Annotated in this window: 12 protein-coding genes; 8 read left to right on the forward strand and 4 right to left on the reverse strand. The window is 70.3% G+C overall.

Annotated features, from left to right (window positions below; genetic code table 11):
* Positions 1 to 45: 45 nt before the first annotated feature.
* A complete protein-coding gene (locus tag ABZ552_RS08190; protein WP_281877358.1) occupies positions 46 to 669 on the reverse strand; it encodes a TetR/AcrR family transcriptional regulator in 624 nt (207 codons plus the stop codon).
* 5 nt (positions 670 to 674) lie between these two features.
* Positions 675 to 1,031 (reverse strand): SPW repeat protein, encoded by a 357-nt coding sequence (locus ABZ552_RS08195; RefSeq protein WP_159843392.1) that lies wholly within the window; start codon positions 1,029 to 1,031, stop codon positions 675 to 677.
* A 217-nt stretch (positions 1,032 to 1,248) separates the two neighbouring features.
* On the opposite strand from ABZ552_RS08195, the gene ABZ552_RS08200 reads away from it, so the two are divergent.
* The 3 genes from ABZ552_RS08200 to ABZ552_RS08210 all read left to right on the forward strand — a co-directional run bounded on the left by ABZ552_RS08200 (position 1,249) and on the right by ABZ552_RS08210 (position 4,567).
* Positions 1,249 to 2,445 carry an FAD/NAD(P)-binding oxidoreductase gene (locus tag ABZ552_RS08200; RefSeq protein WP_281917194.1) on the forward strand — a complete coding sequence of 399 codons (1,197 nt, stop codon included), beginning with the start codon at positions 1,249 to 1,251 and terminating at the stop codon, positions 2,443 to 2,445.
* Between the two features lie 337 nt (positions 2,446 to 2,782).
* Positions 2,783 to 3,544 carry an aspartate/glutamate racemase family protein gene (locus ABZ552_RS08205; RefSeq protein WP_357436155.1) on the forward strand — a complete coding sequence of 254 codons (762 nt, stop codon included), beginning with the start codon at positions 2,783 to 2,785 and terminating at the stop codon, positions 3,542 to 3,544.
* A gap of 285 nt (positions 3,545 to 3,829) precedes the next feature.
* Entirely contained in the window at positions 3,830 to 4,567 is a 738-nt protein-coding gene (locus ABZ552_RS08210) for a DNA alkylation repair protein (RefSeq protein ID WP_281917196.1), read from the forward strand.
* Positions 4,568 to 4,638: 71 nt separating this feature from the next.
* On the opposite strand, the gene ABZ552_RS08215 is transcribed toward ABZ552_RS08210, so the two are convergent.
* Together ABZ552_RS08215 and mftR2 are read right to left on the reverse strand one after the other, a co-directional pair.
* On the reverse strand, positions 4,639 to 5,694 hold the full coding sequence (locus ABZ552_RS08215; protein ID WP_357436157.1) for a ferredoxin--NADP reductase: 1,056 nt from the start codon (positions 5,692 to 5,694) through the stop codon (positions 4,639 to 4,641).
* Between the two features lie 61 nt (positions 5,695 to 5,755).
* Positions 5,756 to 6,394, reverse strand: a complete 639-nt coding sequence (gene mftR2, locus ABZ552_RS08220) for a mycofactocin system transcriptional regulator MftR2 (RefSeq protein ID WP_281877363.1) — start codon at positions 6,392 to 6,394, stop codon at positions 5,756 to 5,758.
* A gap of 475 nt (positions 6,395 to 6,869) precedes the next feature.
* On the opposite strand from mftR2, the gene mftA reads away from it, so the two are divergent.
* The 5 genes from mftA (at position 6,870) to ABZ552_RS08245 (ending at position 13,202) form a co-directional block, all read left to right on the forward strand.
* Entirely contained in the window at positions 6,870 to 6,968 is a 99-nt protein-coding gene (gene mftA, locus ABZ552_RS08225) for a mycofactocin precursor MftA (RefSeq protein WP_357436359.1), read from the forward strand.
* 13 nt (positions 6,969 to 6,981) lie between these two features.
* Positions 6,982 to 8,523 (forward strand): mycofactocin radical SAM maturase, encoded by a 1,542-nt coding sequence (gene mftC / locus ABZ552_RS08230; RefSeq protein ID WP_357436159.1) that lies wholly within the window; start codon positions 6,982 to 6,984, stop codon positions 8,521 to 8,523.
* 231 nt (positions 8,524 to 8,754) lie between these two features.
* Complete coding sequence (mftF, locus tag ABZ552_RS08235; protein WP_357436161.1) at positions 8,755 to 10,155, forward strand: mycofactocin biosynthesis glycosyltransferase MftF; 1,401 nt, start codon at positions 8,755 to 8,757, stop codon at positions 10,153 to 10,155.
* A 100-nt stretch (positions 10,156 to 10,255) separates the two neighbouring features.
* Positions 10,256 to 11,707, forward strand: coding sequence for a mycofactocin system GMC family oxidoreductase MftG (gene mftG, locus ABZ552_RS08240; RefSeq protein ID WP_357436163.1), 1,452 nt, complete (start codon positions 10,256 to 10,258; stop codon positions 11,705 to 11,707).
* Between the two features lie 124 nt (positions 11,708 to 11,831).
* Entirely contained in the window at positions 11,832 to 13,202 is a 1,371-nt protein-coding gene (locus tag ABZ552_RS08245) for a GAF domain-containing protein (RefSeq protein WP_357436165.1), read from the forward strand.
* The last annotated feature ends 398 nt before the right edge of the window (positions 13,203 to 13,600 follow it).

Raw genomic sequence — 13,600 nt, forward strand, 5'->3', positions numbered from 1 at the left:
GGCGGCGAATGTGCACAACCCGCGGGCTGTGGACAACTCCAGGGGTCAGCCCAGCTGGGTCATCCCGGCCGCGACCACCTGGGCCACGTTCAGCACCTCGTCGGCGGTGGGCAGCGGCACGCCGTCGAGCGCGTGCAGCCGGTCGGTGCTGGCGATGGCGAACATCGCCGAGACCCAGGCCGCCGCGCACGCGCGCAGGGTTCCGGGCCGGACCGGGGCCGGAGCGCTGGCCTGGAGCACCTTGGCGGTGACCTCCAGCATTTGGTCGCGCAGGCGGCGCAGCTGTCGTCGCACGTCGGGATGGGTATCGGCCTCCCGCCACAGGATCACCCGCAGCACCGAGGAGTGGTGGTCGCGCAGGTTCAACGCGGCATCGAGGTTGACCAGGCTCGTCGCCGGGTCTCCCGGCGCCACCACCGTGCCGATGTCGTCGATCGGCTGCGCGGGAATCCGCTCGGACATCAAGGCGGACAGGATCGCGTCCTTGGTGGGGAAGTAGTAGAAGACCAGTCCTTTGGGGACGCGGGCCGCGGCGGCGATGGCCGCCGTCGCGGTGGCGTCGTATCCCTGTGCCGCGAAGAGCTGCTCCGCGGCGTCGAGGATGAGCTGCCGGGCGTCGCCGTCGGCTTTCGCGCTGCGGCGACGCCCGGCACGCCGGGTTTTCGGCATCTGCATCAGTGGTGCGGAGCCATGTCGTGCAGACGTCCCGACACGGTCGGCAGCGCCGCCACCGCGACCACCGCCGTCACCACCCCGACTACCCATGCGGTCCAGGATGCGCTGCGGTACTCCGTGAAGTCCATGACCCACGGGGAAAGGAACAGCAGGACGCCGAACAGGCCCATCGCGTAGTCCGCCGCCGCCATGTCGGGGCGGGCCATCTGGGCCAGACCGGTGAGGGCGATGAGCACGCCGAGCACGATCAGCGACCACATGGCGTTGTCGTTGGTGTCCACCCAGAGGGGGGACAGCGCGGCGAAGGCTCCGAGCACGACAGCGAGGAAATCCTGCGCGCGGCTCTCGGTGAACATGGGTACCTCCTCAGGGCTGTGAGTGTTGCTGTCCTCGGTATAACCCTGATTGACCGCCCGATCAATATCGAAACGAATACGATTGCGCGGCTGTTGCTGTCCGATTCCGGCGTGATGGCTGTCACAGAGGAATGGACCAAGCAGAGGTTAGGGTGGGCTTTCGTCGCGCCGCCGATTCCGCGAATCGGCCGCTGGGTTCCACAGAAGGGATGGCCGGATGACCGCGCCGATCGTGATCGTCGGAGCAGGCCTCGCCGGCCTGCGCACCGCGGAGGAATTGCGCCGTGCGGGCTATGCCGGTGAACTCGTGCTCCTCGGTGACGAGTCGCGGTTGCCGTACGACCGGCCGCCGCTGTCCAAGCAATTCGTGCGCGGCGAAACCGACGACACCACGCTGCGGCCGAGCGAGTTCTTCGCCGAGAAGCAGATCGATCTGCGATTGAGCACCGAAGCCGTCGGGGTGGACACCGCCGCCCGCCGCCTCCGCCTCGCCGACGGCACGACGCTGGACTACGACCAGCTGATCATCGCCACCGGCCTGCGCCCGCGCCTCCTGCCCGGCCTGCCCGAGTTGAGCGGTGTGCACGTGCTGCGCGGCCATTCCGACGCAGTCGCCCTGCGCGCCGATCTGACCGGCGCCCGGACGGCGCTCGTCGTCGGCGCGGGATTCATCGGGTGCGAGCTCGCCGCGAGTTTCCGGGCGCGGGGAGTGGACGTGGTGCTGGTCGAACCGCAGGCGACACCGCTGGCCTCGGTGCTCGGCGCGGAAGTGGGCGAGCTGGTCGCGCGGATGCACCGGACGGAAGGGGTCGATCTGCGCTGCGGCGTCGGCGCGGACACCCTCCTCGGCGACGATGCGGGGCGGGTGCGCGGGGCACGCCTGTCCGACGGCGCGGAGGTGGCCGCCGATCTCGTCGTGATCGGGGTCGGCTCGCGGCCGGTGACCGAATGGCTGAGCGAATCCGGAATCGCGCTGGCCGAACCGTCGGCCGGTGGCGGCGTGCTCGCCGATGAGGTGGGACGGACCTCCGCCGAAGGCGTGTGGGCGGTCGGCGACGTGGCGGCCTGGTTGCACGAAACCGGTTTGCGCAAGCGTGTCGAGCATTGGACCAACGCGGGGGAGCAGGCCAAGTTGGTCGCCTGCGCGCTGCTGGGGGCCCAACCGCCGACGGCCGCTCGCGTCCCGTACTTCTGGAGCGACCAGTACGACGTCAAGATCCAGGCCCTCGGTACCCCGGGCGCGACCGACGAGGTGCACATCGCCTCCGACGACGGTCGCAAGTTCCTCGCCTACTACTCCCAGGGCGGCAACCTCACCGGCGTCGTCGGGGCGGGCATGACCGCCCAGGTGATGAAGGCGCGCGCGAAGATCGCGGCCGGCGCTCCGGTGACCGAATTGCTCGCGCCCAGCTGACCGCGTGCCGGGGCCGGCGCGGAGACTCGTACCGGTGCGGTCGGGCGCCGAGAAGCAGATGGATCTGCGATCGAACGCCGAAGCCGCCGGGTTGGACATGGACGATCGCGGGTTCAGGGGGCACTAGCCTCCCGTCGCGGTGCTGCGGTGCTGCGGTGCTGCGGTGCTGCGGTGCTGCGGTGCTGCGGTGCTGCGGTGCTGCGGTGCTGCGGTGCTGCGGTGCTGCGGTCTCCCGCGCCCGAGGCGCGCGGCGGGCGTACCCGCGGTGGTTGCGGAGCATGCGCAGGGGCGCCCACGGCATGCGGGAGGTGTCATGAGGCTGTAATACGGTGGTGCGGTGATCGTCGCGCTCATCGACTCGGGTCTGGGGTTGCTGCCCACCGCCGCCTGGTTGCGCAAGTTGCGGCCCGATGTGGATCTGCTGCTGCAACTGGACCCGGAGGGCGCGCCGTGGGGGCCGAAGCCGGAGGACTGGGTGGTCGAGCGGGTGGTGAACGCCGCGCGGACCTCGCTCCGGTCGGGCGCCGAGGTGATCGTTCTGCCGTGCAACACCGCCAGCGTCACGGCGCTGGAGCATGTGCGCGCCGACGTCGGGCCCGACGTGCCGGTGATCGGCACCGTGCCCGCCATCAAGCCCGCGGCGGCCGTGTGCCGGTCCGTGGCCGTCTGGGCCACCGCGGCCACAACGGCGAGCCGGTATCAGGCCGACCTGATCGCGAAATTCGGCGGGGACGCCGACGTGGTGGGGGTGGCTTGCCACGGGTTGGCGGACGCGATCGACCGCGGTGATCTGGCCGCCGCCCACGAAGCGATCGCCGCCGCCGCGGAGCGGACGCCGCCGGACGTGGAAGGCGTGGTGCTCGGCTGCACGCACTACCCGCTGGTGACCGACGCGATCGTGGCCGCGCTGCCGAACGGCGTCCGACTGTTCGACAGCGCGCAAGCCGTTGCCGCGCAGACCGTTCGGCGCATCGAGGCGCTGGGCCGCCCGAGTACCGGCAACGGTGCGGTCCGGGTGCTCAACAGCGGACGCCCCGGTGCGCTGCCCGCCAGCGCGGCCGCCTTCGAGTCGGGACGCGTCCTGGGCGCGCAGGGGTGATGCCCGGCGCGGCACCGCGTCCGCCCCGCTGACAACCGGCGCCGCGAGGCATGCCCCGTGCGCGCCGCGCTGACCCGGCGGAGTCGAGCCGCGCCACGGGAATCAAGCTGCGCACCGTGTTATGACCGATCGCACGGTCGCGCCGAGATGTCGTAGCCCGCCGGTACCGTCCGTCGTAACCGCTAGGACAGAGGTATCCGTCGCGACCGGGCCCCGGGGCGGCGGCAGCCCCGGTGGCAGCATCCCCCTTGCGCACAGCGCAGTCCGGAACAGGAGCGTGGTTCGATGAGTGATTCGATGACCGCTGCCGATGTGCGGGCGGCGCTGCGGGAGCTGGCGAATCCGGTCGACGCGACGAACCTGCAGCGGTTCTTCAAGACCGGACCGGGCGAGTACGCCGAGGGGGACGTGTTCCTCGGGGTCCGGGTCCCGGCGAGCCGCGGTGTCGCGAAACGCTTTGCGGCGCTTCCGCTCGGCGAGATAGACCGGCTGCTCGACAGCGACGTGCACGAGGACCGCTTCGTCGCGCTGGTGATCTTGAACGCGCGCTTCGCCGCGGCGTCCCGGCCACGCTTCTTCGACGACGCCGCCCGCGCGGCCATGGTGGAGTTGTATCTGGCGGCCGTGCGCCGCGGCCGGGTGAACAACTGGGATCTCGTGGACGTGTCCGCGGAGAACGTCGTCGGCCCCTGGCTGCTGGACAAACCGCGTGACCTGCTGTTCCAGCTGGCGCGGGCCGAGTCGCTCTGGGAGCGGCGGGTCGCGCTGCTGTCCACCTTCGCGTTCATCAAGGCGGGCGACGCCTCGGCCACCTTCGCGCTGAGCGAACTGCTGCTCGGCGACCGCCGCGATCTGATCCAGAAAGCGGTGGGCTGGATGCTGCGCGAAGTCGGCAAGCGCGTCGACCGGAGCCTGCTGACCGAGTTCCTCGACCGGCACGCTCCGGCGATGGGACGGACCGCGTTGAGCTACGCGACCGAGCATCTGCCGCCGGAGATCCGCGCCGACTACCGCGCGCGATAAGTCACCGCAATCGATCGGCTAATGGCGCGAATTCGTGCGAACGCACAATTGCGTTCGAAATCCGCGTGCGTTCAGAACTGGATCTTCAGGTGGTCGGTCACCGGATGCGCCTGGCAGCCGAGGATGTAACCGTTCTCGATATCCTCCGGGTCGAGAATTTCGGCGTTGTCCATTTCGACCTTGCCCTCGAGCACCGTGCAGGCGCACGAGCCGCATTCGCCTTCCTGGCAGGAATAGGGCACATCCAAGCCTTTGGCCAGCATGATGTCCACCAGCGTCTGCTTGCGCGGCCAGTTCAGCTCGTGCACCTCGCCGTCGAGTTCGACCTCGACGGTCGCCGCGTCGGCCGCCTCCTCGTCGGAGACCTCCACCGGCGCCTGGTCGGCGAACGGATCCCCGGCCAGGGAGTTGAACACCTCGGCGTGCGTGCGCGACCGGGGCACGCCCAACTGCGCGAGCGCGTCGTGCACCCGGTCCATGAACGGCTTCGGCCCGCACATGAACGCGTCGTAGCCGCGATACGGGGCGACGAGGGTGGCCAGCGCGTCGGCCGTCGGCAATCCCTGCAGGTACTCCAGCCAGTGGATCACGGTGAGGCGCTGCGGGTGCTTGTCGGCCAGCTCGCGCAGCTCACCGGCGAAGATCACCGACTCGTGGTCGCGGTTGGCGTAGACCAGCACGATGCGGCCGGTGCCACGGGCCAGCGCCGATTTGAGGATGGACATGACCGGCGTGATGCCGCTGCCCGCGCCGAACAGCAGCAGGTCCTCGTCCAGGTCCTTCGGGGTGAAGACGCCCGAGGGCGGCAGCACCTCGATCTGGTCGCCCGCTTTGACGTTGTCGCACACCCAGTTCGACCCGTAGCCGCCCTCGGTCCGCTTGACGGTCACCTTCGGGCGGTCGTCGGTGTGGGGCGAGCTGGCCAGCGAGTAGCAGCGCGCCACCGAGCCGGTCCGCTCGCTGGGGATACGCAGGGTGAGGAACTGTCCCGGCTGGTAGCGGAACTTCTCGGCCAGCTCGTCGGGAACGTCGAAGACCAGCGAGCGGGTATCGGCCGTCTCGGTGATGACCGCGGACACCCGCAGCACGACCGAGCGCGAGCCGTGGGGAACCTCGACAGTGGTCATGTCGTCCTCTCGAACCTGGCACGGGCGAGCCGCGACGCAAAAACTAGAACGTGTTTCAGTTTCATCGTACGTCGGGCGTCGCCTGGCGGACAAGCTGGGCTTCCAGACCGGCGATCAGCACCTCCATGCCGAAGTCGTAGGAGTACCGTCCGCGCAGGTCGCCGATGTACCGGGTGGCCCGCTCGACCACGGGCGGCAGCGTCACGTCGGCCGGCGCCGAGCGGTCGCGCGGGTTCACCCGGCTGCGGCCGAACAAATAGGTGTGGATGGTCGCGTAGGCGGCCAGTATGTTGCGGTCGCCGAAGCCCGCCTCGTCGAGGATGTCCATGATCGCGGCGATCAGGTCGAGCTGTTTGCCGAGCATCTGCTCGATGAGGATGTCGCCGAGGCCGGGATGCTTGCGCAGCTTCTCGTCGATCTGGTCGACGAGGTCGCGCAGCCGGTGTTGCCACGGCCCGGATTCCGCTGGTGGAGTGCGCACCCCGGTCAGCGCGGCGCTGGCGACGAGGTCGAGCAGCTCCCGTTTGTCGGCGACGTAGTAATAGGGCGCCATCGGGGAGACGCCGAGTTCGCGGGACAGTCGCCGCATCGACAATTTCTCCACGCCGTCCTCGCGTACCACCCGCAGTGCGGCCTCGACGATCTCGGACTCCGACAGGGTTCGACTCGTGGCGCTCGCGGGCCCTCCGTGGTTACGCAAGCTTCCGCCTCCGGGCCTGGCGCTCGCACCCCTGTGTTCGACGTGCGGCGCTCCCGGGCCCTCCGTGGTTACGCAAGCTTCCGCCTCCGGGCCTGGCGCTCGCACCGCGTGCGCTGCCGCCCCCGTTCGCCTGCATTCGTCCGACTCCCATGCCACCTCGACCACTGCGGGCGTGTGCCGCCCGTCACATTCTGTTCAGCTGCTTGCAATGCGCAGTCTAGAGCGCCGGGTATCGGCCCCGTCGCCGCCTGTTGCACTCGGCTCGCTGCCGAACGCCCCGGTCGAGCGTGTGGTGCGGCGGCCGGAGTCTCGGCCCCGCGGATTCGATGACTGAAACCTGTTCTTTTGTCAGTTGATGACGTTATTGTGTGAGGGCGGACCGCGCCGTGCAGTCCGCATACGGATCGTCCTCGCGGAGGTAGTCATGCCGGAATACGGGTCCATCGGACACGCGGAAACCGACAACACCGGACGGATGGAGACCGCCGCCGCGCGGTTGGCCGAAGAGGCGCCGCTGATCGAGGAGAGCCTGATCGAAGAGGTGTCCATCGACGGCATGTGCGGCGTCTACTGACGGGCGGACGACGATGCTGGATCTCGATACCCGCTGGCAGCTGCACCCGCGCGTGGCGCTGCGTCCGGAGCCGTTCGGCGCGCTGCTCTACCACTTCGGCACGCGCAAGCTGTCCTTCCTGAAGAATCCGCGGATCGTCGAGATCATCCGGTCGCTGCCGGAGCACGCGTCGGCCCGCACCGCCCTGCGCGCGGCGGGTGTACCGGAGGCGAGCACCGGCGTGTACCTGAAGGCGCTGACCCAGCTCGCCGAATCGGACATGATCGTCGGCGCGCCCGCCGGTGCGCCGGCATCGGCTGCCGGGACGCGCGAGCCTTGGGCGGGAGCGGTGGCTCCGTCGGACACGGCGGTGCGCCTGGTGGATCGCTTCGAGTCCGGCCTCGCCGCGCCGATCTGCCTGACCTGGGAGCTCACCTACGCCTGCAACCTGTCCTGCGTGCACTGCCTGTCCTCCTCGGGCCGCCGGGATCCGCGCGAGCTGAGCACCGAGCAGTGCAAGGCGCTGATCGACGAGTTCGAGCGCATGCAGGTGTTCTACGTGAACATCGGCGGCGGCGAGCCCACGGTGCGCCCGGACTTCTGGGAGCTGGTCGACTACGCGACCGCCCACCACGTGGGCGTGAAGTTCTCCACCAACGGGGTCCGCATCACGCCCGAGGTCGCGGCCCGGCTGGCGGCCAGTGACTACGTCGACGTCCAGGTATCGCTGGACGGCGCCGACGCCGCGGTCAACGACGCCGTGCGCGGCCCCGGCTCCTACGCCATGGCCATCCGAGCGCTGGAGAACCTCGCCGCGGCGGGTTTCCGGGACGCGAAACTGTCGGTGGTGGCGACCAGGCACAACATCGGACAGCTCGACCAATTCCGCGCCATCGCCGACAGGTACGGCGCCACCTTGCGGTTGACCAGGCTGCGGCCCTCGGGGCGGGGCGCGGACGTGTGGGACGAGTTGCATCCGACGCCCGACCAGCAGCGTGTGCTCTACGACTGGCTGCTGCGTAACGGCGAGGGCGTGCTCACCGGCGACTCGTTCTTCCACCTGTCGGCTTTCGGCCAGGCGCTGCCCGGCCTGAACATGTGCGGCGCGGGCCGGGTGGTCTGCCTGGTCGACCCGGTGGGCGATATCTACGCCTGCCCGTTCGCCATCCACGACCGGTTCCGTGCCGGAAACGTGGTGACCGACGGCGGTTTCGAAAGCGTCTGGCGCTCCTCGGAGTTGTTCGGGGAGCTGCGCGAGCCGAGCGGCGGCGGCGCGTGCGCGTCGTGCAGCCACTACGACGCCTGCCGGGGCGGCTGCATGGCGGCGAAGTTCTTCACCGGGCTGCCCGCCGACGGACCGGACCCGGAGTGTGTGCAGGGCTACGGCGAGGCGGCGCTGGCCGACGCCGGGCGGATGATCCCGCGTTCGTCGGTCGACCATTCCCGCCGGGTCACGCCGCGGGCGGGCGGGCGCGGGAGCGGGCCGGTGCCGTTGACCTTGAGCGCGACGCGCCCGGCCGGATTCGCGCCGGAGCGCCGCCCTGCGCGGGCCTGCGACGAGAGTCCGCTGGCATGACACCCTCCAGTTTGCCAAAAGTGTGCTGATAGTGCGGAAGTGGCCACTGTCCGCTCGTCGACCGGGCGGTAGCCGTTGCGTTGCCGGATGCTGGGGAATGGTGCCGGGCGAACTCTCGGCATCCGGTGCGGCGCGAGTCGGTTCCGGTGCAGGGCCGGTTTCGCCCGGAAATCCGCCGTTTTTTCCGGACTGTTGATGTCTACCCGCGAAAGTCCGCCTAGCATGCCAGGAATGCGCCATGATCGCCTGCCCGACGGATTCGGGGTGCGGATCGATCCTCGGGTACGCGCATACTCCGGCGGGCGGGTCCTGATCGGCGGTTCGCCGGCCAGGTTGCTGCGACTTGCCCCGGAGGCCGCCGAAATGATCGGCGACGGGTACCTCGAGGTGACCGGCCCGAAGTCCGCCGTCGTTGCCAGACGGCTGCTCGACTCCGGAGTGGCCAATCCCCGACCGCGGCTGCTGCCGTCGCCGGAGGACGTCACCGTCATCGTGCCGCTGCACAACAACGCCGAGGGGCTGGCGCGGCTGCTGGCCGCGCTGCGCGGGCACAACGTCATCGTGGTCGACGACGGATCCGACCAGCCGGTGCGGATCCCCCGCAACCGCGGCACCCGGTGCCGAGTGACCGTGCTGCGGCACGACCGCAAACAGGGCCCCGCCGCCGCCCGCAACGCCGGTTTACGAGCGGCGACAACCGACTTCGTCGCCTTCCTGGACTCCGATGTGGTGCCGCGCAGCGGATGGCTGGAAGTGATGCTCGGTCACTTCAGCGATCCGGGGGTGGCCCTGGTCGCCCCGCGCATCGTCGCGCTGGACCCGGAGTCCACCGCGCTGGCGCGCTACGAGCACACCCGCTCCTCGCTCGATCTGGGCAGGCGGGAGGCCGCCGTGCACTCGCGCGGACTGGTGTCCTACGTGCCGAGCGCGGCGCTGCTGGCGCGACGCAGGGCGCTGTTGGAACAAGGCGGCTTCGACGAGACGATGCACGTCGCCGAGGACGTCGACCTGTGCTGGCGGCTGGAGCGGGCGGGGTGGCGGCTGCGCTACGAGCCCGCGGCGCACGTGGCGCACGACCACCGGGTGTGCTTCCGCGCCTGGTTCGGCCGGAAGCTGTTCTACGGCACCGGGGCCGCGCCGCTTGGCGAACGGCACGCGGGCACCGTGTCACCCCTGTCGGTGCCGTCCTGGACGCTGCTGGCCGCGTTCCTGTTCGCCACGCTCACCAAGTGGGGACTGTTCGGCGGCATCGTCACCCTGATCACCGCGTTGGCCCGGTTGCGCCGCGTCTTCGCCGGACTCGACAACTCCACCCGGATCGCCGCGATCTACCTGGCCCGTGGTTTCTTCGCCGGGCTCTGGCGCCTGGCCTCGGCGATGTGCAGGCACTACTGGCCGATCACACTGCTGGCGATGGTCTGCTCGCGGCGCGTCCGGCGCATCGCGATCACCATGGCCGTCGCGGACGGCTTGGCCGATTGGTTCACCCACCGCGACGCGGGCGGTCTGGATCCCGTGCGCTACGTGGTCTACAAGCGCCTCGACGACATCGCCTACGGCACCGGTCTGTGGCTGGGCGCGTACCGAGCGCGCAGCGTGGAAGCGCTGAAACCCACCACACCGTCGCGCTGATCGACCTGGACCACCCGCGATGACCTGGATCTTGCCCGCACCCTCGCCCAGCCGCCGCCCCGCGCCGCGGACCGGGCCGGGACACTGAACGGGAGTCCGAATGGCCGACACGCTCATCGTCGGGGGCGGTACCGCCGGGTGCGTTCTGGCGGAGCGGCTGAGCGCCGATCCGGCACAGACGGTGCGGTTGCTCGAGGCGGGTCCGCTGTGGACCGGCCTCGACGCGATGCCCGCCGAGTTGCTGGACGCGGCGGCGCTGCCGATCGGCCCGGAGGCGGGGTGGCTGTGGCGCTACGAGGTCGTTCTCGCCGAGGATCCGCCGGTGCCGGGAACGATCGTGCGCGGCAAGTTGATCGGCGGCTCGGGAGCGGTCAACGGCGGCTACTTCGTCCGCGCCCCGGCGGCGGATTTCGACGCCTGGGGGCGGGTGCTCGGCGGCTCGGACAGCTGGTCGTTCGAGTCGGTGCTCCCGTACTACTGCCGGGTCGAGCGTGACCTGGACTTCGGCGATCGGCCCTGGCACGGTGCGCACGGCCCGATTCCCGTCGCGCGCACGTCGGCTCCCGCCCCGGTCAGCGCGGCGTTCATGGACGCCTGCCGCGCCGCCGGGTTCGCCGAGGTGCCCGATCTCAACGCCCCGGACAGCGGGGAGGGTGTCGGCCTCGTGCCGTGCAATTGCGACGGAGGGAGACGGATCGGCCCGTCGATCGGCTATCTGCTGCCCGCGCTGAACCGTCCGAATCTGACCGTCGCCGGCGACACGTTCGTCACGCGCATTCGCTTCGACGGCACCCGGGCGGTCGGCGTGGAGTGCGTGCGCGACGGCGAGAGCGGCGTCGAGTGGGCCGATCGCATCGTGCTGTGCGCCGGGGCGATCGAGTCGGCCGCGCTGCTGCTGCGCTCCGGCATCGGCGACCCGGGACAGCTTCGCCCGCTGGGCGTCCCGGTGGTGCACGCCGCCCCGGTCGGCGCCTGGGTCAGCGACCATCCGGAAGTGGGGATCGCCTACCTGCTCGAGCTGGCCGAACCGCCCGCCGTCCCGCTGGAGACCGTGCTCGAGCTCGACGACGTCGAAATCCGTCCGTACGCCGTGTCGTTCACCCCTGGCGTGCACCGGCTCGGCGTCACGCTGATGCGCCCGTGGTCGGCCGGAGTGCTCCGATTGCGATCGGCCGAACCGGACGTGGCGCCGCTGATCGATTACCGCTACCTCGCCGCCGAGCCGGATCGCGCGCGGCTGCGCGACACGGTGGCGACCGCGGGCGGCCTGCTGCGAGCAATGAATGCGCGGCCGGTGGATCCGATACCGCAGCCCGGGGAACTCGACGCGTGGTTACGCGCGAATCTCGCCACCTCGCAACATTTGTCGGGAACCTGCCGGATGGGCCGGGCGAACGATCCGGCGGCCGTGGTGGACGAGTTGTGCCGGGTGCACGGCGTCACCGGGTTGTCGGTGGTGGATCTGTCCATCGTGCCCGTGCCACTGAGCCGCGGACCGCAGGCCACGACCATGATGATCGCGGAAAAGGCGGCCGCACACCTCGCCGAGTGAAGTGAAGGACGGTTCGGTCACAATTTTCCGGATGCGCACCGGGTGTGACCTGGCGGACAAAGCCGAACATCGGCCGTTACCGCCCTATCGACGCCGGTACAGTTTGGGGCGGAAAGAAAGGCAAATGGTCAGCAACATCGCAGGTGGGCGACCCCCACGGCCGGGCGTCGAGCCGGGCGCCCAACTCGGTGCGCTCGAAGCCTACGCCGCGCAGGCGCACGGACATCTCAGCGCGGGCGGCGATCACCTTGCCCGGCTCGCCGGTTTGCTGCGCCCGGCCGTACTGGAGTCCTGGCTGCGCAGCGTGCGCGGCGGCGTAGACCCGATGGACGCCGTCGACGGCCGCGGTCTGCGCGGCGCCGATCTGCAGCGTTATCTGCAAGCCCATCCGATCGCCGCGCTGATGCCGCTGATCGACAAATTGCTCGTCCAGGACACGGCCAGAACGGGTTTGATCGTCGTGATCGCCGATCAGTTCGGCCGGGTGCTCTCGGTGCACGGCGGGGCCGAGCAGGTCGCGGCCGCCGCGGAGATCGGCCTGCGCGCCGGCGACGACCTCAGCGAACGGCGCATCGGCACGAACGCGGTCGGCCTGGTGGTGCGCACCGGGCGCGCCGCGTGGATTCACGGCCCGGAGCATTTCCTGCACCGGATGCACCAGCTCACCGGCGCCGCGGCGCCGGTGCACGATCCGGACGGCAGGCTGGTCGGGGTGCTGATGATCGCGGGCGGTGTCCGTGTGGCGAAGCCGGAGATCCTCGCCCTGGTCAAAGCGACCGCCACGGCCGCGGAAATGGACTTGCTGCTCACCGCCATGCGCGCGGGGGAGCGCGGAACCGACGGTCGCGGGCGGCGCGACGCCGCCCCGTCGCATCCGGCGGGCCGGCTCGGGCTCGACGTGCTGGGGCTCGGGCAGCCGCAGTTGAGCGTCGCGGACGATCGGGTGCCGTTGTCCCAGCGGCACGCCGAGATCCTGCTGCTGCTGGCCGAACATCCGGAAGGGCTCGGCGCCGATCATCTCGCGCTGCTGCTCGACGACACCGATCTGGACAACGGCACCATCCGCGCGGCCGTGTCCCGGTTGCGGGCGGTGGTGGGCCCGAGTGTCTTCGGCTCGCGGCCCTACCGTCTGTGCGTTCCGGTCGCAACCGATGTGGAGGCGTTGCGCGCCGCGCTCGATTCCGGTGATGTCGATTCCGCATTGCGCCTTTACGCCGGGCCGGTGCTGCCGCGCTCGACCGCGCCGGGAATCATCGACATCCGCGACGAGCTGCGAGTGCGATTGCGCACCGCTGTGCTGGGGTCGGGCGATACCGCGGTGCTGCGCCGGTGGACGGCGGGTCCGGAGGGGCGCGACGACGCCGCCGCGTGGGCGGCCTATCGAGCCACGGTGGATCGGGACTCGCCGCTGTATGCGCAGATCGAGGCCAAGATCCGGGTGCTGGATCGCCGTCTCGGCGCCGATGCAACGCGAATGCAACGTTTCGGCTCATAATCTGCACAGCCATCGGCGTGGCAGCGCGTCGCCGCGGTCGCGCGCCGCTCGCGCAGAGCGGTGTGCCCCCGACTTCCGGCCCTGGTAGCCGCGTTGGACGTCCGTCCAGAAGTTTTTAGTGCAAATAGTTCCTTTTTATTAGCGAAGCGCCTAATGTTCGCACTGCACGGATGAGGACCGTGTGACGTAGCTGACATAGCCGTGGCGCCCGCTCCACGGCGATGACGTTGGAGGATTGGCGGCTTTCGCGCGAGTGCGCCTCGCACCGCTCGCGCTCTCATCGAATCGCACGTGGTGGTCGACGCCATGCGCCCGGCTTGGGCAGCCGGGTGCGGCGGCTGCTTCGTGCTGCCCAAAAGGGTTCGGACAGACGTTGTTCCGCCGGGTAGGAGGCTCTG

This window comes from Nocardia sp. NPDC019219 (assembly GCF_040632645.1).
Lineage (GTDB): Bacteria > Actinomycetota > Actinomycetes > Mycobacteriales > Mycobacteriaceae > Nocardia > Nocardia sputorum.

Excerpts from the sequence above, each read along its gene's own strand:
- ABZ552_RS08245 (WP_357436165.1), top strand. The coding sequence starts at position 11,832 with ATGGTCAGCAACATCGCAGGTGGGCGACCCCCACGGCCGGGCGTCGAG.
- mftF (WP_357436161.1), top strand. The coding sequence starts at position 8,755 with ATGCGCCATGATCGCCTGCCCGACGGATTCGGGGTGCGGATCGATCCT.
- mftG (WP_357436163.1), top strand. The coding sequence starts at position 10,256 with ATGGCCGACACGCTCATCGTCGGGGGCGGTACCGCCGGGTGCGTTCTG.
- ABZ552_RS08210 (WP_281917196.1), top strand. The coding sequence starts at position 3,830 with ATGAGTGATTCGATGACCGCTGCCGATGTGCGGGCGGCGCTGCGGGAG.
- ABZ552_RS08190 (WP_281877358.1), bottom strand. The coding sequence starts at position 669 with ATGCCGAAAACCCGGCGTGCCGGGCGTCGCCGCAGCGCGAAAGCCGAC.
- ABZ552_RS08215 (WP_357436157.1), bottom strand. The coding sequence starts at position 5,694 with ATGACCACTGTCGAGGTTCCCCACGGCTCGCGCTCGGTCGTGCTGCGG.
- ABZ552_RS08200 (WP_281917194.1), top strand. The coding sequence starts at position 1,249 with ATGACCGCGCCGATCGTGATCGTCGGAGCAGGCCTCGCCGGCCTGCGC.
- mftA (WP_357436359.1), top strand. The coding sequence starts at position 6,870 with ATGGAGACCGCCGCCGCGCGGTTGGCCGAAGAGGCGCCGCTGATCGAG.
- mftC (WP_357436159.1), top strand. The coding sequence starts at position 6,982 with ATGCTGGATCTCGATACCCGCTGGCAGCTGCACCCGCGCGTGGCGCTG.
- ABZ552_RS08195 (WP_159843392.1), bottom strand. The coding sequence starts at position 1,031 with ATGTTCACCGAGAGCCGCGCGCAGGATTTCCTCGCTGTCGTGCTCGGA.